Source organism: Mesorhizobium sp. M0018, assembly GCF_040323955.1.
Lineage (GTDB): Bacteria > Pseudomonadota > Alphaproteobacteria > Rhizobiales > Rhizobiaceae > Mesorhizobium.
This window is the reverse complement of sequence record NZ_JAMYVL010000015.1, coordinates 143,164-166,925: the sequence shown is the minus strand read 5'-3', so window position 1 is coordinate 166,925 and position 23,762 is coordinate 143,164. Positions and strand designations below refer to the sequence as shown.

At 63.1% G+C, this 23,762-nt stretch carries 32 protein-coding genes; 20 read left to right on the top strand and 12 right to left on the bottom strand.

All coding sequences use genetic code 11. The annotated features are described in order from the left end of the window. Positions 1–431: phosphotransferase (locus NKJ81_RS21600; RefSeq protein WP_352541658.1), on the top strand; the 431-nt coding region annotated here is incomplete at its 5' end. A gap of 27 nt (positions 432–458) precedes the next feature. Here NKJ81_RS21600 and NKJ81_RS21595 read toward each other — a convergent pair. Then, complete coding sequence (locus NKJ81_RS21595; protein WP_352541657.1) at positions 459–926, bottom strand: carboxymuconolactone decarboxylase family protein; 468 nt, start codon at positions 924–926, stop codon at positions 459–461. Between the two features lie 85 nt (positions 927–1,011). On the opposite strand from NKJ81_RS21595, the gene NKJ81_RS21590 reads away from it, so the two are divergent. From NKJ81_RS21590 to NKJ81_RS21575, 4 genes are all read left to right on the top strand, one after another. Continuing rightward, entirely contained in the window at positions 1,012–1,683 is a 672-nt protein-coding gene (locus NKJ81_RS21590; RefSeq protein ID WP_352501858.1) for a TetR/AcrR family transcriptional regulator, read from the top strand. A gap of 4 nt (positions 1,684–1,687) precedes the next feature. Further along, a complete protein-coding gene (locus NKJ81_RS21585) occupies positions 1,688–2,299 on the top strand; it encodes a hypothetical protein (RefSeq protein ID WP_352541656.1) in 612 nt (203 codons plus the stop codon). Beyond that, a complete protein-coding gene (locus NKJ81_RS21580) occupies positions 2,296–3,144 on the top strand; it encodes a 23S rRNA (adenine(2030)-N(6))-methyltransferase RlmJ (RefSeq protein ID WP_352541655.1) in 849 nt (282 codons plus the stop codon). Before NKJ81_RS21585 ends, NKJ81_RS21580 begins: the two co-directional genes overlap by 4 nt. 125 nt (positions 3,145–3,269) lie before the next feature. Next, complete coding sequence (locus NKJ81_RS21575) at positions 3,270–3,722, top strand: hypothetical protein (protein WP_023677684.1); 453 nt, start codon at positions 3,270–3,272, stop codon at positions 3,720–3,722. A gap of 36 nt (positions 3,723–3,758) precedes the next feature. Here NKJ81_RS21575 and NKJ81_RS21570 read toward each other — a convergent pair whose 3' ends face one another. After that, positions 3,759–4,118 carry a VOC family protein gene (locus NKJ81_RS21570; RefSeq protein ID WP_352472594.1) on the bottom strand — a complete coding sequence of 120 codons (360 nt, stop codon included), beginning with the start codon at positions 4,116–4,118 and terminating at the stop codon, positions 3,759–3,761. Between the two features lie 117 nt (positions 4,119–4,235). Between NKJ81_RS21570 and NKJ81_RS21565 the strand changes: the two genes are divergently transcribed. Further along, the gene (locus tag NKJ81_RS21565; protein WP_352541654.1) at positions 4,236–4,988 is read left to right on the top strand and encodes a sulfite exporter TauE/SafE family protein; all 753 of its coding nucleotides are present in this window, start codon (positions 4,236–4,238) and stop codon (positions 4,986–4,988) included. 38 nt (positions 4,989–5,026) lie between these two features. Here NKJ81_RS21565 and NKJ81_RS21560 read toward each other — a convergent pair whose 3' ends face one another. Then, entirely contained in the window at positions 5,027–5,662 is a 636-nt protein-coding gene (locus NKJ81_RS21560; protein WP_502904308.1) for a TetR/AcrR family transcriptional regulator, read from the bottom strand. 62 nt (positions 5,663–5,724) lie between these two features. Between NKJ81_RS21560 and NKJ81_RS21555 the strand changes: the two genes are divergently transcribed. From NKJ81_RS21555 to NKJ81_RS21545, 3 genes are all read left to right on the top strand, one after another. After that, the gene (locus NKJ81_RS21555; RefSeq protein ID WP_352541653.1) at positions 5,725–6,255 is read left to right on the top strand and encodes a DinB family protein; all 531 of its coding nucleotides are present in this window, start codon (positions 5,725–5,727) and stop codon (positions 6,253–6,255) included. A 494-nt stretch (positions 6,256–6,749) separates the two neighbouring features. Continuing rightward, positions 6,750–7,169 carry a hypothetical protein gene (locus NKJ81_RS21550; RefSeq protein WP_352493235.1) on the top strand — a complete coding sequence of 140 codons (420 nt, stop codon included), beginning with the start codon at positions 6,750–6,752 and terminating at the stop codon, positions 7,167–7,169. A 484-nt stretch (positions 7,170–7,653) separates the two neighbouring features. Further along, a complete protein-coding gene (locus NKJ81_RS21545; protein WP_352472598.1) occupies positions 7,654–8,250 on the top strand; it encodes a glutathione S-transferase family protein in 597 nt (198 codons plus the stop codon). 77 nt (positions 8,251–8,327) lie between these two features. Here the strand turns inward: NKJ81_RS21545 and NKJ81_RS21540 are convergent, their stop codons facing one another. Further along, the gene (locus NKJ81_RS21540) at positions 8,328–8,978 is read right to left on the bottom strand and encodes an outer membrane protein (RefSeq protein ID WP_292662341.1); all 651 of its coding nucleotides are present in this window, start codon (positions 8,976–8,978) and stop codon (positions 8,328–8,330) included. 419 nt (positions 8,979–9,397) lie between these two features. Here NKJ81_RS21540 and NKJ81_RS21535 point away from each other — a divergent pair, with 419 nt between their 5' ends. The 7 genes from NKJ81_RS21535 (at position 9,398) to NKJ81_RS21505 (ending at position 15,004) form a co-directional block, all read left to right on the top strand. Further along, a complete protein-coding gene (locus NKJ81_RS21535; protein ID WP_352472599.1) occupies positions 9,398–10,174 on the top strand; it encodes an SDR family oxidoreductase in 777 nt (258 codons plus the stop codon). After that, a complete protein-coding gene (uvrC, locus tag NKJ81_RS21530; protein WP_352452952.1) occupies positions 10,171–12,249 on the top strand; it encodes an excinuclease ABC subunit UvrC in 2,079 nt (692 codons plus the stop codon). Before NKJ81_RS21535 ends, uvrC begins: the two co-directional genes overlap by 4 nt. A 100-nt stretch (positions 12,250–12,349) precedes the next feature. Then, positions 12,350–12,946, top strand: coding sequence for a CDP-diacylglycerol--glycerol-3-phosphate 3-phosphatidyltransferase (gene pgsA, locus NKJ81_RS21525; protein ID WP_023719790.1), 597 nt, complete (start codon positions 12,350–12,352; stop codon positions 12,944–12,946). Between the two features lies 1 nt (position 12,947). Continuing rightward, positions 12,948–13,205, top strand: a complete 258-nt coding sequence (moaD, locus tag NKJ81_RS21520; protein ID WP_023677674.1) for a molybdopterin converting factor subunit 1 — start codon at positions 12,948–12,950, stop codon at positions 13,203–13,205. Positions 13,206–13,208: 3 nt separating this feature from the next. After that, positions 13,209–13,688: a molybdenum cofactor biosynthesis protein MoaE gene (locus tag NKJ81_RS21515; protein WP_352541652.1), complete on the top strand. Its 480-nt coding sequence runs from the start codon at positions 13,209–13,211 to the stop codon at positions 13,686–13,688. An 85-nt stretch (positions 13,689–13,773) separates the two neighbouring features. Next, entirely contained in the window at positions 13,774–14,541 is a 768-nt protein-coding gene (locus NKJ81_RS21510; RefSeq protein WP_352541651.1) for a YbaY family lipoprotein, read from the top strand. Between the two features lie 193 nt (positions 14,542–14,734). Then, on the top strand, positions 14,735–15,004 hold the full coding sequence (locus NKJ81_RS21505) for a hypothetical protein (protein WP_352501870.1): 270 nt from the start codon (positions 14,735–14,737) through the stop codon (positions 15,002–15,004). Between the two features lie 75 nt (positions 15,005–15,079). Here the strand turns inward: NKJ81_RS21505 and NKJ81_RS21500 are convergent, their stop codons facing one another. From NKJ81_RS21500 to NKJ81_RS21480, 5 genes are all read right to left on the bottom strand, one after another. After that, positions 15,080–15,688: a class I SAM-dependent methyltransferase gene (locus tag NKJ81_RS21500; protein ID WP_352472603.1), complete on the bottom strand. Its 609-nt coding sequence runs from the start codon at positions 15,686–15,688 to the stop codon at positions 15,080–15,082. Between the two features lie 257 nt (positions 15,689–15,945). Further along, positions 15,946–16,368, bottom strand: a complete 423-nt coding sequence (gene ndk, locus NKJ81_RS21495) for a nucleoside-diphosphate kinase (RefSeq protein WP_023677669.1) — start codon at positions 16,366–16,368, stop codon at positions 15,946–15,948. A gap of 244 nt (positions 16,369–16,612) precedes the next feature. After that, positions 16,613–16,909, bottom strand: a complete 297-nt coding sequence (locus tag NKJ81_RS21490) for a DUF1905 domain-containing protein (protein ID WP_352472604.1) — start codon at positions 16,907–16,909, stop codon at positions 16,613–16,615. 157 nt (positions 16,910–17,066) lie between these two features. Further along, positions 17,067–17,702 (bottom strand): 5,6-dimethylbenzimidazole synthase, encoded by a 636-nt coding sequence (gene bluB / locus NKJ81_RS21485; protein ID WP_352472605.1) that lies wholly within the window; start codon positions 17,700–17,702, stop codon positions 17,067–17,069. A 313-nt stretch (positions 17,703–18,015) separates the two neighbouring features. After that, positions 18,016–18,726, bottom strand: a complete 711-nt coding sequence (locus NKJ81_RS21480; RefSeq protein ID WP_352541650.1) for a glutathione S-transferase family protein — start codon at positions 18,724–18,726, stop codon at positions 18,016–18,018. A gap of 73 nt (positions 18,727–18,799) precedes the next feature. Here NKJ81_RS21480 and NKJ81_RS21475 point away from each other — a divergent pair, with 73 nt between their 5' ends. The 3 genes from NKJ81_RS21475 to NKJ81_RS21465 all read left to right on the top strand — a co-directional run bounded on the left by NKJ81_RS21475 (position 18,800) and on the right by NKJ81_RS21465 (position 20,545). After that, positions 18,800–19,312: a DinB family protein gene (locus NKJ81_RS21475; RefSeq protein WP_352541649.1), complete on the top strand. Its 513-nt coding sequence runs from the start codon at positions 18,800–18,802 to the stop codon at positions 19,310–19,312. A 14-nt stretch (positions 19,313–19,326) separates the two neighbouring features. Then, on the top strand, positions 19,327–19,626 hold the full coding sequence (locus NKJ81_RS21470) for a hypothetical protein (protein WP_352541648.1): 300 nt from the start codon (positions 19,327–19,329) through the stop codon (positions 19,624–19,626). Positions 19,627–19,756: 130 nt separating this feature from the next. After that, complete coding sequence (locus NKJ81_RS21465) at positions 19,757–20,545, top strand: GGDEF domain-containing protein (protein ID WP_352472609.1); 789 nt, start codon at positions 19,757–19,759, stop codon at positions 20,543–20,545. A 12-nt stretch (positions 20,546–20,557) separates the two neighbouring features. On the opposite strand, the gene NKJ81_RS21460 is transcribed toward NKJ81_RS21465, so the two are convergent. The 3 genes from NKJ81_RS21460 to NKJ81_RS21450 all read right to left on the bottom strand — a co-directional run bounded on the left by NKJ81_RS21460 (position 20,558) and on the right by NKJ81_RS21450 (position 23,374). Next, a complete protein-coding gene (locus NKJ81_RS21460; RefSeq protein ID WP_023677662.1) occupies positions 20,558–20,860 on the bottom strand; it encodes a DUF982 domain-containing protein in 303 nt (100 codons plus the stop codon). Between the two features lie 164 nt (positions 20,861–21,024). Continuing rightward, on the bottom strand, positions 21,025–23,106 hold the full coding sequence (locus NKJ81_RS21455) for an ATP-dependent helicase (protein ID WP_352541647.1): 2,082 nt from the start codon (positions 23,104–23,106) through the stop codon (positions 21,025–21,027). A gap of 94 nt (positions 23,107–23,200) precedes the next feature. Continuing rightward, the gene (locus tag NKJ81_RS21450; protein ID WP_023677660.1) at positions 23,201–23,374 is read right to left on the bottom strand and encodes a hypothetical protein; all 174 of its coding nucleotides are present in this window, start codon (positions 23,372–23,374) and stop codon (positions 23,201–23,203) included. Between the two features lie 132 nt (positions 23,375–23,506). Between NKJ81_RS21450 and NKJ81_RS21445 the strand changes: the two genes are divergently transcribed. Then, entirely contained in the window at positions 23,507–23,686 is a 180-nt protein-coding gene (locus tag NKJ81_RS21445; protein ID WP_023677659.1) for a hypothetical protein, read from the top strand. The last annotated feature ends 76 nt before the right edge of the window (positions 23,687–23,762 follow it).

Here is a 23,762-nt window from a genome sequence, read left to right as displayed (position 1 = left end):
CGCTCTCGCCGCGGGGGGCCCCAACCCACAGGGCGGCCGCGGCGGGGTGTGGGCGCCCGGCCGTGCCGTCGCTAGGCAAGGGCCCGCCGGTCTGGGTCCATGGCGACGTCGCCTCGGGCAATCTGCTCGTCGAAGATGGCAAGCTCTACGCGGTCGTCGATTTCGGTAGTTCGGCTATCGGCGATCCTGCCTGTGATCTGGTGATCGCGTGGACGGAATTTTACGGCGAGAGCCGTCAGGCGTTCCGCGACGCCATTGCCCTTGACGAGCACAGCTGGGCGCGCGCACGGGGCTGGGCGTTGTGGAAGGCGCTGATCGTCGCTTCGGGACATGACGGCAACCAGCGCGAGGCGGAAAAATCGTGGCGGGTCATCGATGAGGTGCTGGCGGATCACACAAACAGTCGAAACGGGAAGGCTAATTCAGTCTGAACGCGTCCCGCTCTAATAACGAAAGCATCACTGCCCGCCCATCTCCTTCCTGAACGTATCGAAATCGACCTGCATGCCGTTGAAGATGGTGCTCCAATGGCGGGTCAGCGCTGAAACGGCGACCGCCTCCTGGATCTCCTCGTCGGTGGCGCCGGCGCGCTTGGCGTCCTGCGTGTCCGACCAGATACAGTAGTTGCACGGGATTTGCGCCGCCACCGCGAGCGAGATCAGCGACTTGACCTTCGGCGGCAGCGCCGTCTTGTCGCTGAGCTGGATGGCCTTGACCTCGGCCCATGCACCAGGCAGACCGGCTTTCGGGAACTGCATTACGAAACTCGGTACGCCGCCCATGGTCGACTGGATGTCCTTGACGGTCGCGTCATACTCATCGGCATAAGAAGGAGCTGCAGCCAGGGTCAGCACACAGGTGGCGGCGAGCAGGCAGGCGCGGCGGATGGAAGAATGCGTTGATGAAAGAGTACGATAGGCAGACATGACATTCTCCTCTGGCGTTTGTTGGCCTTACGGTGTAAGGTAACGTCGAAAATGAACCTTACAGCGTAAGTTGTCAAGCGGCACCATGGATACATCGATCAAAAAAAAGCGACCGCGCGGCCGGCTGTCTCGCGAGATGATCGAGGATGCCGCTTTGAAGGTGATCGAGAGCGAGGGCCTCGCCGGGTTTTCGATGCGCAAGCTGGCGGCAGAACTCGGCTGCGAAGCCATGAGCATCTATCACCACTTTCCTTCGGTGGCGCATCTCTTCGAAGCCTTGGTGGATCGGCTGATCGGCTCCCTCGAAATGCCCGACGCGGACCTCCCTTGGCGACAAAGGTTACGCATTGCCGTGCAGGATTTCCGCCGCGTCGCGCGTGAGCACCCGGCCTTTGCCACGTTCCTTGTAACCTACCGGATGAATTCGCCGACCTGTCTCACTTGGCTGAACGGCATCCTTGGCCTGTTCGAGGCCGGCGGCTTCGGACCGCAACTGGGTGCGCGGCTGTTCCGCACCACCGGCTATTATCTGATGGGTGCCATCCTCGACGAGACTGCCGGCTATGCAAAGGGGCCTTCGGCCGTGACCATCGTCAGCGACGAGCAACTGGCGCAGGATTTTCCAAAAGTAGCTGCGGCCGGGCGTTATTTCGGCACCGCCGAATTCGACCGGACGTTTGATCTCGGCCTTGACATGCTCCTGGACGAAATGGAGCGCGCCCGCGACGGCACCATCGCGCCGAATACCGGGACTTGACCTCATGCGCTCCCTGTTCGCCCTGATACTGCTCATCGGTACCGGCATCGGCGTCGTCTATCCCTGGGCGATGACCAATTTCTCCGGCCGTGAGATCGGCACCTGGCGGGTTTACGACCAGGGCCGGTTCAAGCCGGTGACCGTGCCCCTGAGCGCACGCGACGGGCCGCTACGCGTGCTGGTCGACCTTACGGCGAGAGCCGAGCGCATCGTCTCGCAACAGCGCACTGTGCTGACCCTGACTGCCGCCGCCAGCGGCAGGACGGTGCTCGCCTCGACGCTGCAGTTCAACCACTCCGACAATCCGCGCCAGGTCAGCCCGCAACTGCCGGACAGGATCTTTCGCGACGAGGCCGGCCTGATCCCGACCATTACCCCTGGTTCCTACATCTTCACCGTCGGTCCGGGCGACGCCGAAGGCATTCCGATGCGGGCCGTCGATCTCGTCCTGCGCTCGGGTGCCGGCGAGGTCGACCGCCGGGCCCACCCGGTCGGTTTTTCCCTGATGGCGGCCGGCCTGGTCGGGCTGGTGCTGGCATTCCGTTTCGGCGGCCGCCGGCCGCAAAATCCAAACTCGCAGCCGCCACCGCCGCGCTGGGGCAGGGGCTCCAATTGAACTATCGCCATGCCTACCATGCCGGGAACTTCGCCGACGTCGTCAAGCATGTCGTGCTCAGCCGGCTGATTGAATATCTGAAACAGAAGGACAAGGCGTTTCGGGTCATCGACACCCATGCCGGGATCGGCCGTTACGATCTGTCCTCGACCGAAGCGCAAAAGACCGGCGAATGGCAAGGCGGCATCGGCCGGCTCGTCGATGCGGCCCTCGATGCGCCGGCGGCAGCACTGCTGGCGCCGTATCTTGAAGCCGTCCGCTCGCTCAATCCGGACGGCGGCGTGAAAAAATACCCGGGTTCGCCGCTGATCGCCCGGCACCTGATGCGCAAGCAGGACCGGCTGTCGGCGGTCGAGCTGCATCCTAAGGATGCCGCCAGGCTGAAGTCGCTGTTCGACGGTGACTTCCAGACCCGGGTGATCGAGCTCGACGGGTGGCTGGCGCTCGGCGCGCATCTGCCGCCAAAGGAAAAGCGCGGCCTCGTGCTCATCGATCCGCCTTTCGAGGAAGAGGGCGAATTCGGTCGCTTGGTCGACGGGCTGCAAAGAGCCCATCGGCGCTGGCCAGGAGGGATTTACGCGCTGTGGTATCCGCTCAAGGACCGCAGGGCGGTCGCCGCCTTCCGCAAGGCGCTGAAGCAGACGGGCATTTCGAAGCTGCTCGACATCGGTTTTGAGATCAGGCCGGACGCCGTCGAGCCGAGCCTCGACGGCTGCGGCATGGTGGTGGTCAATCCGCCCTTCACGCTGGAGGGTGAGTTACGGACGCTGCTGCCGGCGCTGCACCGGCTGCTTGCACTTGAGCAGCCGTCGCATTGGACGCTGGACTGGCTGGCGGGAGAGTAGTTTGAGGGCGCGGCCCTGCCGTTCCGTCAGCGCAACCATCGTCACCACAACCACGGTCGCTACAACCGCTTGACCGCGCGTCAGCGAATCCGCACAGTGCGCGTAGTCGACCTTGAGAGGCTGCCATGACTCGCTTCGCCCAATCCGCCCTTGCCGCACTGCTCGCCTTTTGCACGCCGCTGGCTGCGCCTCTTGGCGTCACCCAGGCAGTCCAGGCGGCCGACCTTGCAATCTATACCGACGAGGATAGCGGCGTCTGCGGCGAGGCCTGGGTGCTGAACAAGATCACCGACCGCTTCTCCTATCAGGTGCATCACGTGCCGCATCTGCCGGATGTGCAGATCGTCGACTTCCAGCGCATCCACCAGCATCGCTATCTGCCGGCCGACGACACCTGGCCGATCGGCCGCCGTTATTGCGGCGCCACCGTCAGCCTCTCCGACGGCGGCGCTCGCACCATCTGGTACCTGATCGAAGAAGGCCAGGGCTTTGCCTCGATCGGCGACAATGTCGAATTCTGCGTCTCGGGCTTCGACCGCTGGATGGTCTACAACGGCCGCTGCCGCGTCCTGCGCTGACCAGCGCTTTCCGATCCCGACGGATTGTTGCGTCACTTAGGTGGTCGAGAAAAGGAACACCTGACGGCCATCAGGATCACGGACGATCACACGTCGGCCCATAGCCGTCGCCTTGACGTCCGCAATGATTCCAAAGCCGTTGGCCTTGGCGGCAGAAGCAGCTTCATCTGCGTTGGCGACTTCGAAGCCGATCATCGTTCCCGCTCCTTCCGGCGTCGTTGCTTCTGCCGGGTAGAGTTCGATCGCAAGCCCTTCACCTTGGAACGCGAAATGTATCGGACCGGAGCCATGCTGCTCTTGCCTGAAGACAATTCCAAAATTCGCGTAGAAAGCCGCGGCTGATCTGGGATCAGCCGAAAACCATGTGACAAATGCCAAGCTCGGCAAGGAGGACATTCATACCTCTCTGGTGTTGAGGGTCCAAGGTCGGACGAGGTTGCGAAAATCGGAGACTTCCATGCATGTCAACGCCAACCGACCACATCGATCATTTTGCGGGGGAAACAGCACCACATGGATTCGCTTGTTTATATTGTTACTCTCGGCGCGGTCGTTGCAGGCTTCGTCCAGGGGCTTTCCGGGTTCGCTTTCAGCCTGGTTGCCATGTCCATTTGGGTTTGGACCGTGGAGCCCCAGCTTGCTGCCGCCATGGCGGTCTTTGGGGCGCTCACCGGCCAGATCATCGCCGCCGTCACCGTCCGCCGGGGTTTTGATCTCAGGCTTCTGCTGCCCTTCCTGATCGGCGGGACCTTAGGGATTCCGGTCGGTGTCGCCATCCTGCCCTTGCTGGATGTGCAGTTGTTCAAGCTGGTCTTCGGCGCGCTGCTGGTCGTTTGGTGTCCCTTGATGCTCTTTGCGCGTCGCCTCCCTCCCATCACGGTCGGAGGTCCTGTTGCAGACGGCGCAATAGGTCTGGTCGGCGGCATCATGGGTGGACTTGGCGGCTTCACCGGCCCGGTTCCAACGCTGTGGTGCGTGCTGCGCCAATGGGAAAAGGACAGGCAGCGTATTGTCATCCAGAATTTCAACCTGGTGACCCTCTCCATGACGATGGCTGCCTATCTTGCGGCCGGAAAGATCAAGCTCGAAATGCTGCCGATGTTTGCCGTCGTCGCGCCGGCGATGTTGATACCGACGCTCCTTGGCGCGAGACTCTACGTCGGCGTTAGCGAAGCGACTTTTCGAAAGATCGTCCTCACACTCTTGGCCGCATCAGGTGGGGCATTGTTGGTATCGTCCTTGCCGCACCTCATAGACCGGGTTTGAACGACACACAGAAATCCCGACTTCCGCCGTGCCATGCGCTATCGACCGATGCGGCCTGCTCCCGATAGGTAGGCGCAGATCAGTTCGACGAGTTGCTTTTGCAGCTCCGGCGCGGCGAGCATGTTCCGGCGTGCCGCGTTGTGGATCACACCTTCGATCGCTGACGATAGCACGCGCGCCACGGTCTCCGTGTCGGCGCCTTTCCTTGGCTTGCGATAAGTGGCGACAGCAGTCGCATAGTGGTTGAGGTATTGTGCCTGGAACGAAGCATGGGCGGCCCTGGAGCCGCGATCGCCCGGCGCCTCGTCGAGCAGCACCTGGTGTAGTGTCGGGTGAATGCTGTGCGCCGCGATCATGCCGCGCACCAGCTCCTGCGCGAATTTCCTAAGCGGCTTTTGGTCTTCCGCCGAATCGCGAATGACCGACAGCACATGATCGAAGTGACGGCGCCGGACGGCAGCGAGCAGGGAAAGCTTGTCGGGAAAATACTGGTAGAGCGTGCCGATGCTTACACCTGCTGTCTCGGCAATCTTGTTGGTGGTGAAGCCGGCCCACCCCAGCCCGCTCAGAACATGAGCCGCCGCCTCTATGATCGCCTCGACGGTTGCCCTGGAACGCGCCTGGCGCGGCTGTTTGCGCATGCGCGGATGCGGTTTTGCAATGCGAGTAGACACGTTCGCCCATTCTCCTGAAAATATAAACAACATACTCGCATTTCCGGAAAAGGACACCGACCATGAATGCGCTCGCTCTGCTTCGCAGCCTGTTTGCCTATCAGGTCTGGGCCAATGAGGAACTGCTGGAAAAGCTCGCGAATCTCGACCCGCATGTTCACGGCAAGGAACGGCAGGCCGTGATACGGCTCGTCGATCACAGCCATGTGGTGTCGCGGATATTCTCGGCGCACCTGGTTGACGCAAGCCATGGCTACTCCGCCGACACCACCGAGGACACGCCGGCGTTCGACGAACTTCGCGCCGCAGTCGCAGCGACCGATCGCTGGTATCTCGATTATCTCGAAACCGTCTCGTCGCGGCAGCTGTCCGAGCCCGTCGCATTCGTGTTCACCGACGGGGATAAAGCATTGATGTCGCGACAGGAAATGCTGACCCACGTCGTACTCCACGGCGGCTATCATCGCGGTGAAGCGGGGCGCATCCTGGCGCAGATTTCGGTCATGCCGCCATGGGATACCTTCGCCGTCCATCTCCACAGGGCCGAGCCTTCGCGCCGGCTGCAGATGAGCCGTGAGCCGCTCGGCGCCTGAACGGCCGAGCGCATTCGATCACGCGGTCGGCTCGACCGGATCTATCGAACGATATCCTGTCCTTCAGAAATGCGAGCTGTCTGCTTACTTTCATCGCGTCGTGCAAGATAGTGCAGCGGCGTGCTCGTCGCGTTGCTTCCTACTTACCTGTAGTTTATCGTTTCGAACAAGACGAGGCGGGCGACCGCCTTCGCTCTTGACAATGTTCGCGCTGAGCGTCGGACGTTGAAGCGCAAAGCTGGTCGAAAAGGTCCTGAGCTTGACGAGAAGACCGGTCGAGATAGAGCGAGCAGAATTTCTGTCGCAGAACTTCGCTGCGGGACACAAAGATTCGCAGCCGGTTTTTGCGCGGGTAAAATGGTCGCGCGCTCGCCGTAACCGAAACTTAAGCTGCAAAAATCATTCTAATGCTTCGCTGGCTAGCAAGCCGCGAGTCAGATATGCAATGCGCGCCGGGTCAATAACGGCCGTCGGCACAACGGAAGGGGCATGATATGGCTAAGCAGTCATCCAAAGCGCCGGCATCCAAGGCACCGGCAAAGTCACCGGCAAAGAAAGCACCGGCAAAAGCAGCCGCGGCAAAGGCCGCAACTGCTGTGAAGAAAGCAGCACCCGCGGCCAAAGCGAAGGCCGCTGCGCCTAAGGCAAAAGCAGCGCCGGCCAAAAAGCCGGCCGCCAAGGCCGCGGCAAAACCGGCCGTGAAGAAAGCAGCACCTGCCAAGGCGAAAGCAGCACCGGCCAAGGCCAAGGCTGCACCGGCCAAGAAGCCGGCTGCAAAGGCCGTGGCGAAGCCCGCTGCGAAGAAGGCAGCACCGGCAAAGGCCGCCGCTGCGAAATCTTCCGCAGCAGTGAAGAAAGCAGCGCCCGCGGCCAAGCCGAAGGCAGCGCCCGCAAAGGCGAAGGCCAAGAAGTAGTCGCCGTTCTCCGATCGCCGGGGACAGTACTCAAGACAGCCATGGCGGGATGCCTAATAGGCGCCTCGCTTGCTGGCTGACGGTCGGGCAGGACGAGAAAGAGGCGGGAGGAAGACATCTTTCGCAGCTCCCGGACTTCGCCGTGCGGCGAAGTCCGGTGGGATTTTCGTGGCTGCCAAAACCAAACCTTCGGTGCAAGGCCTAGTTGGTAGTTGCTCGGATCTGGATTGTCCGACGCGCTCGCGTCTGCCGACGCACCTCCGATTCATCGCATCCGAACGCGAGACAATGGTTGTACGCTGGCGGCGCGGTTTTCCGCCTCTGGCCGTTGATGAACCCTGCATGATCGGTCAACGGTGCCCATGCACGAGCCCCTGTCGGAATCGATTTTCGATGAGGGTCATGCACGAAGTCACAATGCTACCGCATCCTTTGCGCGTCCAATGGGGCATATGGAGCTGTAGCCGGCAAACAGGAATCGACAATGCCCAGACTGCTCTACGCGTCTACTTCTCCCTACAGTTCCAAGGTGCGCATGGCAGCACTTCATGCCGGCATCGCGGTCGATCTCGTGCCGATAAAGACCGAGGAAAGACCGGCCGCGCTGATCGGCGCCAATCCGCTCGGCAAGATCCCGGTGCTGGTGCTCGACGACGGCCGCTCGGTCCATGACAGTCGCGCCATCACCCAGCATCTCAACCGGATGTCGAAGAACGCATTGTTTCCGCGCAATCCCGACAAGCGCCTCGAGGCGGAGGTGCTGGAGGCATTGGCCGACGGCATCTGCGACTGCGCGCTGTCGATGGTCTACGAGCGGCGCACACGGCCGGAAGAGATGGTCTACCAGCCTTGGCTCGAGCGCCAGTGGACGAAGATTTCGGACGCGCTCGATCTGCTCAACGCGAACCCGCCGAAGCTGCCGAAGAAAATCACCCTCGGCCAGATCGCATTGCGCGCCTGCCTCGGCTATCTCTCGCTGCGCTTCGCTGGAAAATGGGAAAAGGGCCGCGGCCGGCTGACGCGCTGGGCGGCACGCTTCGACGAGAAATTCCCGGAGCTGAAGCCCGCCATCCCGGCTTGAGGGCGGGCGGCCTCAACCGGTGCCACAAAAAAAGCCGGGCGCGAGGCCCGGCTTTTTCGTGTCGTGGCTTGGACGACTTAGAACTTCATACCGACGCCGAAAGTGACGCGATTGTCGGTCGACTTGACCTTGCCGATACCGTCGAAGTCCTTCCTGCCGAAGTCCGTGTAACGATACTCGACACGGCCGAACACATTGTCGGTGATCTTGATGTCGGTACCGACGCCGGCTGTCCAGCCAAACTGCGTGTTGGTATCGCTTACGCCGGCAGCTTCAATCTTCTGGTTCTTCAGCGCGCCACCGGCGGTGCCGTAGAGCAGGATGTCCGGGGTGACAGCGTAGCCGAGGCGGGCACGCAGCGAGCCCTCGAAGCCGCCCTTGGCCTCGATGCCGGCATCGTCGCCCTTGACGCCGTTGTAGCCGATATCGGCTTCGGCACCGTAGACGAAGTTCTCCTGCTGCCAGTTATAGCCGCCGAAGACGCCGCCGACAAAACCCTTGGTGTCGACGTCGACACCAATGTCTTTGGCTTTGGCGTGGCCGGCGAAGCCGTAGCCGACGCTCACACCGGCATAGGGACCGGCCCAGGATGCGACCGGAAGTTCTGCGATCGGGGCAGGTGCCGGCGGCTCTTCCTGAACCACGTCCGCGGCATAGGCGGTTCCGCCGAGGGCGAACAGCCCAAACGCCACCGCGAGCGGTCGCGCAAATTTAAGATTGGCTTGCATTGTTCTTTACTCCTTAAGCCACAGGACACAGGCTTGTTGTTTATGAGCGCCCTCAACCCGTCCGGGGGATGAAACGGATCCGGCGTTCAACGGTTCCAAATGTCGTGTGGAAATGCGGCTGAAGCGAACCTGAACTTGGGTCATTCCCTGGCACGAATGAGGCAGAACCTTGACGTTGCATCTTCGCAACAGCGAATGTCAGCAGGTTCGCCGTGCTGCACTGCACACGGCTTGGTGTAAGGGCTCCAGAGCCCTATATTGCGGGCGGGCTGGCCCGAATTCCGGTCGAGCCAAAACGCCCACCGGGCACTTTGCCACAATCCTGCCCCAGGTGGAAATGGGATTTAACGCTTGGCGGGCCATAATTTGCCGGCGCGATCCCGGCAGGCCGGAATCGGCATCGGATTAAGGATTGACAGATGAGCAAGGTCGCCGCGACGGCACTGGTGACGGGCGGTGCGAAACGGATCGGCAGGGCGATCGTCGAAGATCTTGCCGCGCATGGTTTTGCCGTCGCCATTCACTGCAATCGCTCGCTGGCCGAGGCGGAGGCACTGGCGGCCGAAATCAACAGTGGTCATTTTGGTCGACATGGCCGGGCCGCAGTGATTGCTGCCGACCTGACCGAGATGGACGCCGTCAGCAACCTGGTCGGTCGCGCGGCGGCGGCGCTCGGGCCGGTGTCGCTGCTGGTCAACAACGCCTCGCTGTTCGAGCACGACAGCGTTGAGGATTTCGACTGGCCGGCCTGGGATCGCCATTTCGCCATGCACGTCAAGGCGCCGGCGCTGTTGGCACAGACTTTCGCCCGGGCCTTGCCGCAGAACAGTGAGGGGCTGATCGTCAACATGATCGATCAGCGCGTCTGGCGGCCGACGCCGCGTTATTTCTCCTATGCGCTGTCGAAGTCGACGTTGTGGGCGGCGACCGAGATGATGGCGCAGGCGCTGGGTCCCCGCATCCGTGTCAACGCCATTGGTCCTGGCCCGACCTTGAAGAACACGCGCCAGCACGACAGCGATTTCGATGCTCAGATTGCCGGGCTGATCCTGAAACGCGGCCCGGAATTGCCGGAATTCGGTGCCACTATCCGTTATCTCTGGGCGGCACGCTCGGTCACCGGCCAGATGATCGCGCTTGACGGCGGCCAGCATCTTGCATGGCAGACGCCCGATGTGACAGGCATGACGGAATGAGCCCCATGGACCAGAAACAAAAAACGCGCGGTGGCGCCGACGACCTGCCGCCCGAAATCGACCTCGAGGACGAGGCGGCCGAGGAGGTCGTCGAGCCTGCAGCCAGCGGTCCGGACGTTACCTTCACCGCCATCGACTGGACCCCGCATGCCGGCGACGCCGACGGCATGGTCGGCGCCGAGGTGATCCAGACGCTGGTAAAGCGGCTGCCCAATGCGCCCGGCGTCTACCGCATGATGAATGCCGCCGGCGACGTCCTCTATGTCGGCAAGGCACGCAGCCTGAAGAAGCGGGTCACCAGCTACGCGCAAGGCCGGTTCCACACCAGCCGTATCGGCCGCATGGTGCGCGAGACATCGACGATGGAGTTCGTCGTCACCCGCACCGAGATCGAAGCGCTGCTGCTTGAAGCCAACCTCATCAAGCGCTTGCGGCCACGCTTCAACGTGCTGATGCGCGACGACAAGTCGTTCCCCTATATCCTGTTGACCGGCGACCATGTCTCGCCCGGTATTTACAAGCACCGCGGCGCGCGCTCGCGCAAGGGCGACTATTTCGGCCCCTTCGCCTCGGCCGGCGCAGTTGGCCGTACCATCAACTCGCTGCAGCGCGCCTTCCTGCTCAGGAGCTGCACCGACTCCTTCTACGAGAACCGCACCCGGCCTTGCCTTTTGTTCCAGATCAAGCGCTGCGCCGGCCCGTGCACCGGCGAAATCTCGCACGGCGACTATGCAAGGCTTGTCGCCGAGGCGAAGGATTTTCTCTCCGGCCGCAGCCAGAAGGTGAAGACGGAGATCTCCGCCGCCATGCAGCAGGCTTCGGAGAACCTCGATTTCGAACGCGCCGCCATCTATCGTGATCGGCTGGCGGCGCTGTCGCATGTGCAGAGCCATCAAGGCATCAATCCGCAGACCGTCGACGAGGCCGATGTCTTCGCCATCCATCAGGAGGGCGGCCAGGTCTGCATCCAGGTGTTCTTCTTCCGCACCGGCCAGAACTGGGGCAACCGCGCCTATTTTCCCAAGGCCGATCCGGCGCTCGAAGCCGGCGAGGTGCTGGGATCGTTCCTGGCGCAGTTCTACGACGACAAGCCGACGCCGCGCACCATCCTGTTGTCGCATGGCGTCGAGGACCAGGAATTGCTGGCGGAGGCCCTCTCCACCCGCGCCGGCCGCAAGGTGTCGATCTCCGTGCCGCAGCGCCGCGAGAAGAAGGACCTGACCGACAACGCGCTGCAGAACGCGCGCGAGGCGCTCGGCCGGCGGCTCGCCGAAACCTCGACCCAGGCGCGGCTGCTCACTGGCTTTGCCGAGACCTTCGGCCTGGAAAAACCGCCGGTGCGCATCGAGGTCTATGACAACTCGCACATCATGGGCACCAACGCCGTCGGCGCCATGGTCGTCGCTGGGCCGGAAGGTTTTGTGAAGAACCAGTATCGAAAGTTCAACATCCGCTCGACCGAGATCACGCCGGGCGACGATTTCGGCATGATGCGCGAGGTGATGCAGCGGCGCTTTTCGCGGCTGTTGAAGGAACATGGTGACGCCCCGCAAACCGAGGGCGCGGACGAGGCGAGCCCTACCGAACCGGGCGACGATATCGAGGACGCGGGCGGCTTCCCCGCCTGGCCCGACGTCATCCTCATCGACGGCGGCCAGGGCCAGATGACGGCGGTGCGCAAGATTCTCGCCGATCTCGGCATCGAGGACCGCGTCGTGGCCATCGGCATCGCCAAGGGTCAGGACCGCGATGCCGGCCGCGAACGCTTCTTCGTCAAGGGCAAGGCCCCATTCTCGCTGCCCGTTCGCGATCCGGTGCTCTATTTCGTCCAGCGGCTGCGCGACGAAGTCCATCGCTTCGCCATCGGTTCGCACCGCGCCCGCCGCAAGAAGGAGATGGTCAAGAGCCCGCTCGACGAGATCAGCGGCATCGGCCCCGGCCGCAAGCGCGCGCTGCTGATGCATTTCGGTACGGCCAAGGCGGTCAGCCGTGCCGCCGTCGAGGACCTGGTCAAGGTCGACGGCATTTCGGAGCAGGTGGCGAAATTGGTCTACAATCATTTTCACGAGAGCTAAGACCTATTGCCGATATTTCGGCTGGCTAATCGATTCTGGCCTGTTGACCCCCCACATTCGCTTCTGATTTGACTAAGCAGGCAGAAAGAGTTCCCAAAACATGTCCCAGCGCGCATTCAACCTGCCCAACATGCTCACTTACGCCCGCATCCTGGCGGTGCCGCTGGTGGTGCTGTGCTTCTTCCTGGAAGGGCATCTGAAATCGAGCGACTTCGCCCGCTGGTCGGCGCTCATCATTTTCCTGCTCGCCTCGATCACCGATTACTTCGACGGCTATCTGGCGCGCGCCTGGCAGCAGACCTCCAACATCGGCAAGATGCTCGACCCGATCGCCGACAAGCTGCTGGTCGCCACTTGCCTGCTGCTGCTTGCCGCCGACACCGACCGCCATGCCGGCATCGCCGGCTGGTCGCTATGGGCGGCGATCATCATCCTGTGCCGCGAGATCCTGGTCTCGGGCCTGCGCGAATATCTGGCGGCCTTGAAGGTCTCGGTGCCGGTGACGCAGCTCGCCAAATGGAAGACCACCATCCAGATGATCGCCATCGCCTTCCTGCTTGCAGGTCCCGCCGGCGACAAGATCTTCCCGCTGACCACCCAGACCGGGCTGGTGCTGCTGTGGATCGCAGCCCTGGTGACGCTCTACACCGGCTACGACTATTTCCGCGCCGGCCTCAAGCACATCATGGATGAATAAAATGTCGACGAAGCTCATCTATTTCGCCTGGGTGCGCGAGCGGATCGGCAGACCGGAGGAAGAGGTCGAACTGCCGGCCGGCATCGAAACGGTCGCCGACCTGTTGCGCTGGCTGAAATCGCGCGGCGAGGAGTACGAGAACGCGCTGCAATATCCTGACGTGATCCGCGTCGCCATCAACCAGGAACATGTCGAGCACCGCGAGAAGATCGCCGGCGCGCGCGAGATCGCGCTGTTCCCGCCGATGACCGGTGGCTGAACCATGTCCGCGGTGGTGCCGGTCGTGCGCATCCAGGCGGAGGATTTCGACGTCGCCGCCGAGATCGCCAGGCTGACCAGGGGTCGCAACGATATCGGCGCTGTGGTGACCTTCTCCGGCCTTTGCCGCGACGAGCAAGGCAGGCTCTCGGCGCTCGAGCTCGAACATTATCCCGGCATGGCGGAAGCCGAGATATCCCGCATCGCCGGCGAGGCAATCGATCGCTGGCCGCTGCAGGGGCTCACCGCGATCCATCGCCACGGCAAGATCGCGCCCGGCGAAAACATCGTGCTGGTAGTGGCGGCTTCCGCCCACCGGCAAGCGGCGTTCGAGGCCGCGAATTTCCTGATGGACTATTTGAAATCACGCGCGCCGTTCTGGAAAAAGGAACACCATAGCGACGGTTCCGAGGGCGGCTGGGTCGATGCCAAGGAGGCCGACGACAAGGCGGCGGGCCGCTGGAGGCAGCCGCCGTCCAAATAAATCCCTGCGACAGCCATCCCATACCCGGCCGGCCATTCATTGACCGCAATCCTGCGAGACCCTTGGCCGGAAGGGGAACAGGATCATGCTGGACAGGATCGCCGAGTTCTTCATCTTCGGACTGGTGCCGCTGGCCGTCGGCATCCTGGCCGTTCCGGATCATTCCGCGGCTGCCGAAAAGACCCTCAAGGGCGAGGTGATGTATCGCGAGCGCATCGCGCTGCCGCCCAATGCCGTGCTTTCCGTGCAGCTTGCCGACGTGTCGCTGGCCGACGCGCCGGCCGCAATCATCGGTGAGCGCAAGGTGGTGCCGGCCGGCCAGGTGCCGATCAAGTTCGAGATCAGCTTCGATCCGCGGGTGATCCGGCCTGATATGACCTACGCGCTGCAGGCGCGCATCACTGTCGACGACCGGCTGCTATTCGTCACCGATACGCGCCATCAGGTCGACCCGCTCAGCGACGCGCCACAGACCATCATGCTGAAAATGGCGGCGCCGAGCGATGCGCCGGCGGCAGCCTCGGTGTTCGGCCAAAGCTGGCTGGTCGAATATATCGACGGTGTCGGCGTGATTGCCGAGCCGCGGGCGACATTCCGGATCAGCGAAGCCGGCAAGGCCGGCGGCAGCGGCCCTTGCAACGTCTATTTTGCCACTGCCAAGGTAGACGGCTCGACGATCGCCATCAGCGACATCGGCTCGACCTTCAAGGCCTGCGCGCCTCAGGTCATGGCCGAGGAAAAGGCGCTGTTCGAGGCGCTGGCCAAAGCAGCATCCTACCACGTCGACGCCGGCAAGCTTGTCATCGCCGACAGAGACGGCCGCGACATCCTGCGCTTCAACGCCGCGAGCTAGCGCTTAGTCCGCGCCGATTGGCCCGCGCGGCAGCCGCATGCCGATCACGTTGTGTTTCAGCGGGAATAGGCCGGGCAGGGGGCGCGTTAGTTCTTCATGAATGGCGGGTAAGGCAAAAGGGACGTTTGTCCCTTCGTTGAAGCCGCCAGAATGGCTGCGGCTCGTTCTGGCCTTAACTCAAAGGAGTCCAGACATGAAAACGCACACGCTTATCCTTGCCGCCACCGGTGCATCGCTCCTTGCCTTTACCGGCCTTGCCAAGGCGGACGACCATCTCGTCAATGCTCTTGACCACGGTCTCAAAGCGGACAGCCAACCGTTCCAGACCAACAAGGCCGGCCATAGCGGCGATCTCGCACCGGGGCAGGGCAGCCCGTTTTCAGGTGAAGAGACCAAGACCCCGTCCACCGACACGGCAGCGGCGAATGAACATGCGAACGTGAAGGAACGCGAGGCGAAATAGACTGGCAGAACCCGCCGCTAGGGGGCGGCGGGCGACATGTATCGGGCGACGATGCCGCATCTCATGCGATATTTCTCAATTCGTCGCGAGTTTGAATACCGCGCCATAGTGATAGGGCGGCACATCAACCAGCTCGGCGAGCTTGAACCCGCTCGCTTCCACCGACGCGGTGGTCTGTTCGGGTGACAGCCTCAGCTCGGTCTTTGGCCCGCGCGGCTCGCCCAGGACCGTGGTCTGCTCGCGCGGATACTGGTGCCAGTTGACGATGGCAAAACGACCGGCAGGGCCAAGCGTCGCGCGCACGGCGCGGGCAAGCCGCGGCCGATCCGGAACGCCGTGGAAAGCGTTGGCGATAAAGACGAAGTCGACGGTTTGAGGCACCAGCCTGGCAAGTTCATAGGCGTCGCCCGCCAAAAACTCGCAATTGCTCGCGCCTCCTTCGGCCAGCCGCCGCCTGGCGACTTCGAGCAGATCGGCATCGATGTCGATAGCGATTACATGACGGGCGACCCTGGCGATTGGCAGCGAGAACCAGCCGTCGCCGCAGCAGAGGTCGACCACGTCCGTGCCGGGCTTCATGCCGACTGCCGCCAGGACACTGGCAGGCTCGGGCCACAGCGCTTCCCACCAGCCGCCGGTTGGCATTTCGGTGCCTTGGAAGAAACCGGGAATGGTGCTGGTCATGGCCTGGTCGGCTCCATTGTCGGGACCGCGTTTGATCCGCCCCTCCGAGCTTAACGCACCCGTGACCCGTCGAGGAGCCTGAAGCTGAAAATGTCCGCCACTGCATGTCGCGCAAAACTGTGCAGCGGTTTTGCGATAACGACATGCATCAAGACAAGAACCTGAAGCCCGTCGCATGAGACCGGTCGAACGCGACGCGCTTTAGCAAAAAAGGCCGGCGTTGCGCCGGCCTCTTTGATGGGGTTCGGGATGCCGGCTCAGCCGACGATCTCGGTGTCCGAGAACCAGTATTTGATCTCCTGCGCGGCGGTTTCCGGCGCATCGGAACCGTGCACGGAATTCTCGCCGATCGACAGCGCGTGCAGCTTGCGGATGGTGCCTTCGGCGGCGCTTGCCGGATTGGTTGCGCCCATCACTTCGCGGTTCTTGGCAATGGCGTTCTCGCCTTCCAGTACCTGCACGACTGTCGGGCCCGACGACATGGACTCGACCAGCTCGCCGAAGAACGGACGCTCCTTGTGGACGGCATAGAAACCTTCCGCCTCGCGGCGGCTCATCCACACCCGGCGCGAAGCGACGACGCGCAGGCCGGCATCTTCCAGTATCTTGGTGATAGCGCCGGTGAGATTGCGACGGGTCGCGTCGGGCTTGATCATGGAAAAGGTGCGTTCGAGCGCCATGGGATCGTCCTTGTGATGGAGAGTGGAATTGAGGGTGGCGGGCTCTATACAAGCCGCCCGCTGCCTTGCCAAGGGGAGGCCGGCCCGGCACGCATTTCTGCGCTGGGGCGGCGGACTTTCAAGTCGAACCATGCCGCCGCTCCATCTTTTTGCTGAGCATCGGATTTTCCAGAAACCGTACTCACTTTGGGTCCGATCGACTGGCCGCCCTATAGCGCGTCGTCGCCAGCCTGAGACTACGTCGTCATAACTGCATCTCGATCGTCAGGTTGGCCGTGTCGCCAGCCCCGAGGCCTTCGCGAACCCGCACCGCGGTCTTGATCGGCAAGAGCAGGCTGCCGGATTTCTTGTCGGGAAACAGCGATGTCCGCCATCTGGTCTGGCCGATGACGGCTTCCACGCCAAGCGAGCCCCAGGGCCTTGCCATCCCCACCGTCGCCGTCTTGATCCGGGCCCCACACTCCGGCGGCAGCGTCACGAAATGCCAGCCGCCCTTGCCCGGATAGACCCAGATCTCGGCCTGCATGTCGTAGCGAAACATTCTATGCCCTTCCTCAGGTCAAGGCCGTCACGACTGGCTTTGCCATGGTGTCTTGCTGGCAATGATGACGATCGGCGAAACCATCCATGACATCCACAGCCCTGCAGGGGGAGGAGTCATTCTTCAGCGCAAAGAGGATGGCAGCGCCGCCATTGCACTACCGCCTTATCACGATCGAAGCGCGCCGGACCTCCCAGCCTTCCCGTTCCAGTTCCGGCACGCTGTGGTTCTCGCTGGGGTAGCCGATGCAGAAGTAACCGATCAGTGTCCACTCCGGCTGCACGTCCAGGATCGTCGCCATCTCGGCCGGATCGAGGATCGAGACCCAGCCCATGCCTATTCCTTCGGCTCGCGCCGCCAGCCACATCGTGTGGACCGCCATGACAGCTGAATAGTCTATGGTGGCTGGCATAGTCAGGCGGCCAAGCCCATGCCCTTGCTCGGTTGCGCGGTCGGCGAAAACCGCAAGCTGGCAGGGCGCCTCATTCAGGCCGGCAAGCTTCAGGCGCGAATACAGGGCGGCGCGTTCACCGCAAAAGGTTTGGAGTGCCTCCGCGTTGCAGCGCTCGAAGCAGGCCCTGACGGCGGCGCGGCATGCTTCGCTCTCGGCGACGACGAAGCGCCAGGGCTGGCTCAGCCCGACGGACGGCGCGGCGCTGGCAAGCTCGAGCAGCCGCTCCAGCGCTCCATCGGGGAGCGGCGTCGGCTTGAACCGCCTGACGTCGCGCCGCCACAGGAAAAGGTTGGCGAGCGCAGCGCGAAAATCGGCCGGGAACTCTGGGTTTGCCGTCATGGCGCGTTGCCTTTGTTGTGATTGCCCGGTTCGCCGGATGTTCGTCTTGTTTGCTTCGATCCAGGCGCTGATGAGGCGCTTCGAGCGACACTTCGTCTACCCGCATTGTCGCATTTCGCCGGCTGGCAACTTGCAGCTAAGGCCGGACGACATCCCTGCCGGCAACGCCGTTGGACCTCGATCGGCAAAACAAAACCCGCCTCGGCAGGCCGGGCGGGCGTCGGTGCGAAACATCACCATATCGAGATTAGTAGCATAGCTGCCGGCACAAAGCAAGAACAAAATGTGGCGCCTCCGATAAAAACTGCCGATTTCAACTCTCGAGCGGGGCGATCGCTGCGGCCGCAACCGTGCGGCCGAGGCCGCCATGCAGATCGAGGCATCGTTCGAACCATTGCGCCATGACATCGCTGTCGTCGAGCAGCCGGTAGGGCGTGGCGATGCGCGCCCATTGCAGCGCGCCGAAAACGATGTAGTCGGCAAATAGCGGCGACCGGCCGCCGATGAAGGGCTGATAGCCAAGCATCGAGCGCAGCGGCTCCAGCGAGGCGCGGAAGCCGGCGAGCCCGGCGTCGCGGGTGGCGTAAACCGCCTCCAGGGGCTTGCCGAAGCGCTGCTCGCGGTTCTGCCGGAAATAGGCGGCGTTCGCCTCGTCCTGCATGGCGTGCAGGTCCAGTATCGCAGCGGTGGTGACGTAGGGATGGATGGTCAGCTGCGACCAGCGTTCGATGAAGCGCGCCGTCGCCTTGCCGCCGTCGCCGGAAAACAATGTCGGCCGCTCGGGATAGGTCTCCTCGAGATAGAGCGCGATGGCGAAGGAATCGGCGACCACCGTCTCGCCGTCGCGGATCACCGGAACGAGCTTCGAGACGCCGCCTTCCACCTTCGGCACTTCGACGAAACGGGTCGGCACGCTGGTGATGTCGAGCCCTTTGTGGGCCAGCGCCATCGCCGCCTTCCAGCAATGTGGGCTGAATGGGCGGGCGGCATCGCGTCCGACAAGGTCATAGAGCAGAATGGTCATTGGCGGCAGCGTCCTTGCAGTCTAACTATGCCCGAAACAGACCCGCGCAGGGGGTCTCGCAGGTCGGGAGAAAATGAAACAGCATTTCAGGATGTTTGCGGCCTACAATCAATGGGCCAACGGCCGCATCTACGATGCCGCCGCCGATCTCGACGAGCAAGAGTTCGACCGCAATGTCGGCGTCTTCTTCGGTTCGATGATGGGAACGCTCAACCACCTCCTGGCAGCCGACCGTATCTGGATGAAACGCTTCACCGGCGAGGGCGACGCGCCGGCAAGGCTCGACACGATCCTGCACCGCGCCTTGCCAGGCTTGCGGCTGGCGCGCGAGGCCGAGGACAAACGGATCATCGACTGGGTCGACGGCCTGAGCGACAAGGCGCTGTCGGGCCGCTTCTCCTACATGACCGTCTCGGATATGCGCACCGTCTCGCAGCGGCTGGCGCCGGCGCTCGACCACTTCTTCAACCACCAGACCCACCACCGCGGCCAGGCGCATGCGATCCTGACCATTCTGGGCAAGCCAAGCCTCGGACTGGACCTGACGATGTTCCAGCGCAGCGAGGAGGGCAGGGCTTTCGCCTGAACCTGGGGCGGCTGGTGAAGCGGACGGAGGATAGAGGACGATCTGCCGAGATTGCAAAACGCACCGAAACATTTTATGGAGCGGATGGTCGTGAGGGCGGCCGCTTCAGCAGCATTCAGCAGCAACAGCGAGAATTGGCACGCATGCCCAATGAACCCTTGCGCCTCGTGGCGTTCTTCGCCGTGGTCCTGGCGCTCCTCAACTCCGGTTATTATTTCCACCAGGGCGACATCGTCGCGACCATCTATTTCATGATCGGCGCCATTCTTGTGACCGCGGTCACCCGGATGAGCATCAGACGGCAGCTGATTTAGGACCGATCTTCTTATCTGGCCGCCATCTCGACGGCTGGTTCGCTTCGACTGCGATCGAATTGAAAGCAAAGTCTTAGGACTTCGTTTGCGCTGTTGCTTCAAGGTAGCCTGCTGAAGCAGGAGCAAAAGCATGCAGATCGATTTGTCCCCAACGAGCTGGGGCAGGGTCGTGGCCGTTACCGTCGCGGGCACGGCGGTCTGCATTGCAGCCGCATTCCTCGTCGATTCCTTTAATTTCCCATATTTGTCGCCGGAAGCGCTGTGGCGGGCGCAGCTCACAGACCTGCTGCTGCCGCTTGTCCTGGCCAGCTCGTTCTTCTTCTTCCTCATGTGGAAAATGCGCCAGCTGGCGATCGCGCAGAAGGTACTGGCCGTCGTCGCGGCGACCGACAGCCTGACGGCGGTATTCAACCGGGGTGCATTTTCCATGCTCGTCGAGGCCTATCTCGAACAGGCCCGCAGCCATTCCGTCGTAAATGCCGGAGCCTTGCTGATCGTCGATGCCGACCATTTCAAATCCGTCAACGACCGCCTCGGCCACGACTGCGGAGACCAGGCGCTCAAGCTGATCGCCAGGACAATCCAGGGCCAGCTGCGCGGCGCCGACATCGTCGGCCGGATCGGCGGCGAGGAATTTGCGGTTTTCCTTCCCGGCGCAGATCCTTCGCAGTCCTGGCTGGTGGCGGAGACAATTCGCCGGCGCGTCCGTGAGGCGGAGTTCTCGCCTGGCGGCCGGCCCTGTCCTCTCTCGGTCAGCATCGGCGGCGTCGCCTTCAGCGGGCCGACCACCTACGCCGAGATGTTCGTGGTGGCGGACAAGCACCTTTACAAGGCCAAATCGAACGGCCGCGATCAGGTCAGTTTCGAAACCGCGGCAGCGGGCGACCCGCCGGGCGGCGGCCCGATGACGGTCCATTGATGGTCGTTTCTGTCAGGCGGCGTAGCCGCCGAGGCCCCGGGCGACCGGCTTGACCGAGACCGCCGGCTGGGCGGCCGGCCAGAGGATGCCTGCCGTTACGGCAAAGGTGATCAGGGCGTCGCGTGCCGCTTCGGCCGAGATATCGCCGGCACGTGCCGCCTCGCAGGCCTTCACCGCGGCGCCATAGCTCAGCCGGCGGCGCGAAGGCGGGAACTCGGTCAGGAATTCGTGCATCTCGGAGAACGAAGCGATCGTACGCTTGTAGCCGGCGCCAACGGTTAGGGCGACCGGGGTGGAAAACGTCCTGTCGTGCATTCTGGCCTCTCGAATGGGCGGAGGTCACGGCGGACGCCGTTCTCCGGTCTGGGGGTCGGGCAGAAACGCGGATCACGGCGCGAGGTTCCATGTTGCCGGGATTGTTTTTTCGCCGGCTCCGGGAGCGGTCGCCGGGCGAGCAGCGCCGACGTCGAGGCGGGTGCCTATTTCCACATGCCGCGCATGCGGGCGCCGAGGTCGACACGTACCTGCGGCTGGCGGCGCGGATCGTCTCTGGCCTGGACGCTGGCCCATGCCACCTGCTCGAAGGCGCCGAGGATCGAGCGCGGGATGAAGCGCGTGCGCGAGGCATAGACATGGCGGTCGCCGCGCGCCGCCTGGCCATGGACGAAAAAGCGATGCGGCATGACCAGGTGCAGGCTGTCCTTGGCCCGCGTCATCGCCACGTAGAGCAGCCGCCGCTCCTCGTCGACATCCTCCTTGCTGCCGACGCCGAGATCGATCGGGATGCAGCCGTCGACGGTGTTGAGCACGAAGACGTTCTTCCACTCCTGGCCCTTGGCCGAATGGATCGTCGAAAGGATCAGATAATCCTCGTCGCGGTGTGGCGGGCCGGCCTCGTCGCTGGTCGCGTCCGGCGGATCGAGTGTCAGCTCGGTAAGGAAGCGCTCGCGCGACGCATAGCCGGAAGCGATCTGCTCGAGCTGCAGGAGATCGGCCCGGCGCGTCGTTGCATCCTCGTGGATGCGTTCCAGATGCGGCTCGTACCAGAGCCTGACCTGTTCGATGTCGGCCGGCCATTTTTGCGCGCCGGCGCGCAGGCCGCTATAGAGCGCGACAAAGCCCGGCCAGTCGTCGGCGGCACGCTGCGGCGGCCGATAGCGGGCAAGCCCCATCGTCTCGTCAAGCGAATTTGCCATGGTCTCGACGATCGCATTGGCGGCCGAAGGGCCGATGCCCGGCAGAAGTTGCAGCACGCGAAAGCCGGCGACGCGGTCGCGCGGGTTTTCGGCAAAGCGCAGCACGGCCAGCAAGTCCTTGACGTGTGCTGCATCGAGAAATTTCAGCCCGCCGAACTTGACGAAGGGGATGTTGCGGCGCGTCAGCTCGATCTCCAGCGGGCCGCTATGGTGCGAGGCGCGAAACAGCACCGCCTGTGATTTGAGAACAGTGCCGGCCTCGCGTTCGGTGAGTATCGCCTGGCAGACATAGCTCGCCTGCTCGGTCTCGTCGCGCACGCTGACCAGCTTCGGCTTTTCCGCAGATTTGCGCTCGGTCCAGAGATTTTTGGTGAAACGTTCCGACGCTTCGCCGATTACCGCATTGGCGGCCGCCAGGATGGTCTCGGTCGAGCGGTAATTGCGCTCCAGCATGACGACTTCCGCCGGCTGCGCGAACTGCTTGGGAAAATCGAGGATATTGCGCACTTCCGCGGCGCGGAACGAATAGATCGACTGCGCGTCGTCGCCGACCACCGTCAGCCCCGATCCGTCGGGCTTGAGCGCCGTCAGGATCGATGCCTGCAGCCGGTTGGTGTCCTGGTACTCGTCGACCAGCACATGGTCGAAACGTGCACCCAGATGCGCGGCGATTTCCGGCTCGCCGGCCATCTGCGCCCAGTAGAGCAGCAGGTCGTCGTAATCGAGCACATTCTGCGCCTGCTTGGCCTCGACATATCGTGCGAATAATTGCTTCAGCTGTTCGGCCCAGCCGGCGCACCACGGGAACACCGAACCCAGCACCTCGCCGAGCGGCGCCTGTGCGTTGACGGCGCGCGAATAGATCGCAAGGCAGGTGCCCTTGGTCGGGAAGCGGGCTTCGGTCTTTGAAAACCCAAGCTCGTGGCGGGCGAGGTTCATCAGGTCGGCGGAATCCTCGCGATCGTGGATGGTGAAGGCCGGATCGAGACCGATCTCCAGCGCATAATCGCGCAGCAGCCTGGCGCCGATGCCGTGGAACGTGCCGGCCCAGCTCAGCGCATCGGTAATCACCGAGGCATCGCGCCCCAGCACCTCGCCGGCGATGCGCTCGACCCGCTTGGCCATTTCCGCTGCGGCACGGCGCGAAAATGTCATCAAAAGGATGCGGCGCGGGTCGGCACCCCTGACGATCAGATGCGCGACCCGGTGCGCCAGCGTGTTGGTCTTGCCGGAGCCGGCGCCGGCGATGACCAGCAACGGCCCGGCGATCTTGCCGTCGCCATGTTCGACGGCAAGCCGCTGCTCGGCGTTGAGCTTCGCCAGATAGGCCGGCTGGAAGGACGAATCACGGGCGGCGAGGTTCATCGCCCATCAAGCATCGTTTCTGCTTTGTTCGCAACGGTTTGCGGAGCCGGAATAGGGCTCGTGAACGAAGAAGCCTTGCGGGCAGGCCTGTCGACTAACGCTCGGGCTCGACGCCCATCCTTGCCGATTGCCGCCGCAGCGCCTCGCGATCGTCCTGTGGCGGCGGCAGCAGCAGCGGATCGAAATCGTCGGGCACCTCGTCGATCACTTTCTTGGCGACGCGATAGGCGACATAGACGATTGCCCCGGCGATGAGCAGACGGATCATGCCATCCTCCATTGATTGTGCAGCAACCGGAGACACGGCATTTTGTTCCCGGGCTCCTCGGCGAATGCGAGAACGACGCCGGCCGCGCAACCAAATCGCCGACGCCTCGTTGTCGGGCGAGAGGAGACTGCGATGAAAAAGCGCTCAATCCTGCTGCTTATGGCAGCTCTGACCGTTGCGGGTTGCGACAACAATATCCAGCCGACCAAGGCCCCTGGCGACACGGTCGATCAGAACCCGCAGGTCGACAAGAATCCGGTGCCGAAGTCGACGACCGGCGGCGATCAGCCCGGCACGCCGCCGAAACAATGACCGCCTCAAATGGCGTCGGCGCCGGTCAAGGAAGGTGGCCGGCGCCGCTTGGGAGGAAGCTGATGGCGCCGGCCAG

Bases quoted from the DNA above. Each gene is read 5' to 3' on its own strand.
- NKJ81_RS21595 (WP_352541657.1), bottom strand. From the start codon at position 926: ATGTCTGCCTATCGTACTCTTTCATCAACGCATTCTTCCATCCGCCGC.
- NKJ81_RS21590 (WP_352501858.1), top strand. From the start codon at position 1,012: ATGGATACATCGATCAAAAAAAAGCGACCGCGCGGCCGGCTGTCTCGC.
- NKJ81_RS21585 (WP_352541656.1), top strand. From the start codon at position 1,688: ATGCGCTCCCTGTTCGCCCTGATACTGCTCATCGGTACCGGCATCGGC.
- NKJ81_RS21575 (WP_023677684.1), top strand. From the start codon at position 3,270: ATGACTCGCTTCGCCCAATCCGCCCTTGCCGCACTGCTCGCCTTTTGC.
- NKJ81_RS21570 (WP_352472594.1), bottom strand. From the start codon at position 4,118: ATGTCCTCCTTGCCGAGCTTGGCATTTGTCACATGGTTTTCGGCTGAT.
- NKJ81_RS21565 (WP_352541654.1), top strand. From the start codon at position 4,236: ATGGATTCGCTTGTTTATATTGTTACTCTCGGCGCGGTCGTTGCAGGC.
- NKJ81_RS21555 (WP_352541653.1), top strand. From the start codon at position 5,725: ATGAATGCGCTCGCTCTGCTTCGCAGCCTGTTTGCCTATCAGGTCTGG.
- NKJ81_RS21550 (WP_352493235.1), top strand. From the start codon at position 6,750: ATGGCTAAGCAGTCATCCAAAGCGCCGGCATCCAAGGCACCGGCAAAG.
- NKJ81_RS21545 (WP_352472598.1), top strand. From the start codon at position 7,654: ATGCCCAGACTGCTCTACGCGTCTACTTCTCCCTACAGTTCCAAGGTG.
- NKJ81_RS21540 (WP_292662341.1), bottom strand. From the start codon at position 8,978: ATGCAAGCCAATCTTAAATTTGCGCGACCGCTCGCGGTGGCGTTTGGG.
- NKJ81_RS21535 (WP_352472599.1), top strand. From the start codon at position 9,398: ATGAGCAAGGTCGCCGCGACGGCACTGGTGACGGGCGGTGCGAAACGG.
- uvrC (WP_352452952.1), top strand. From the start codon at position 10,171: ATGAGCCCCATGGACCAGAAACAAAAAACGCGCGGTGGCGCCGACGAC.
- pgsA (WP_023719790.1), top strand. From the start codon at position 12,350: ATGTCCCAGCGCGCATTCAACCTGCCCAACATGCTCACTTACGCCCGC.
- moaD (WP_023677674.1), top strand. From the start codon at position 12,948: ATGTCGACGAAGCTCATCTATTTCGCCTGGGTGCGCGAGCGGATCGGC.
- NKJ81_RS21515 (WP_352541652.1), top strand. From the start codon at position 13,209: ATGTCCGCGGTGGTGCCGGTCGTGCGCATCCAGGCGGAGGATTTCGAC.
- NKJ81_RS21510 (WP_352541651.1), top strand. From the start codon at position 13,774: ATGCTGGACAGGATCGCCGAGTTCTTCATCTTCGGACTGGTGCCGCTG.
- NKJ81_RS21505 (WP_352501870.1), top strand. From the start codon at position 14,735: ATGAAAACGCACACGCTTATCCTTGCCGCCACCGGTGCATCGCTCCTT.
- NKJ81_RS21500 (WP_352472603.1), bottom strand. From the start codon at position 15,688: ATGACCAGCACCATTCCCGGTTTCTTCCAAGGCACCGAAATGCCAACC.
- ndk (WP_023677669.1), bottom strand. From the start codon at position 16,368: ATGGCGCTCGAACGCACCTTTTCCATGATCAAGCCCGACGCGACCCGT.
- NKJ81_RS21490 (WP_352472604.1), bottom strand. From the start codon at position 16,909: ATGTTTCGCTACGACATGCAGGCCGAGATCTGGGTCTATCCGGGCAAG.
- bluB (WP_352472605.1), bottom strand. From the start codon at position 17,702: ATGACGGCAAACCCAGAGTTCCCGGCCGATTTTCGCGCTGCGCTCGCC.
- NKJ81_RS21480 (WP_352541650.1), bottom strand. From the start codon at position 18,726: ATGACCATTCTGCTCTATGACCTTGTCGGACGCGATGCCGCCCGCCCA.
- NKJ81_RS21475 (WP_352541649.1), top strand. From the start codon at position 18,800: ATGAAACAGCATTTCAGGATGTTTGCGGCCTACAATCAATGGGCCAAC.
- NKJ81_RS21465 (WP_352472609.1), top strand. From the start codon at position 19,757: ATGCAGATCGATTTGTCCCCAACGAGCTGGGGCAGGGTCGTGGCCGTT.
- NKJ81_RS21460 (WP_023677662.1), bottom strand. From the start codon at position 20,860: ATGCACGACAGGACGTTTTCCACCCCGGTCGCCCTAACCGTTGGCGCC.
- NKJ81_RS21455 (WP_352541647.1), bottom strand. From the start codon at position 23,106: ATGAACCTCGCCGCCCGTGATTCGTCCTTCCAGCCGGCCTATCTGGCG.
- NKJ81_RS21450 (WP_023677660.1), bottom strand. From the start codon at position 23,374: ATGATCCGTCTGCTCATCGCCGGGGCAATCGTCTATGTCGCCTATCGC.
- NKJ81_RS21445 (WP_023677659.1), top strand. From the start codon at position 23,507: ATGAAAAAGCGCTCAATCCTGCTGCTTATGGCAGCTCTGACCGTTGCG.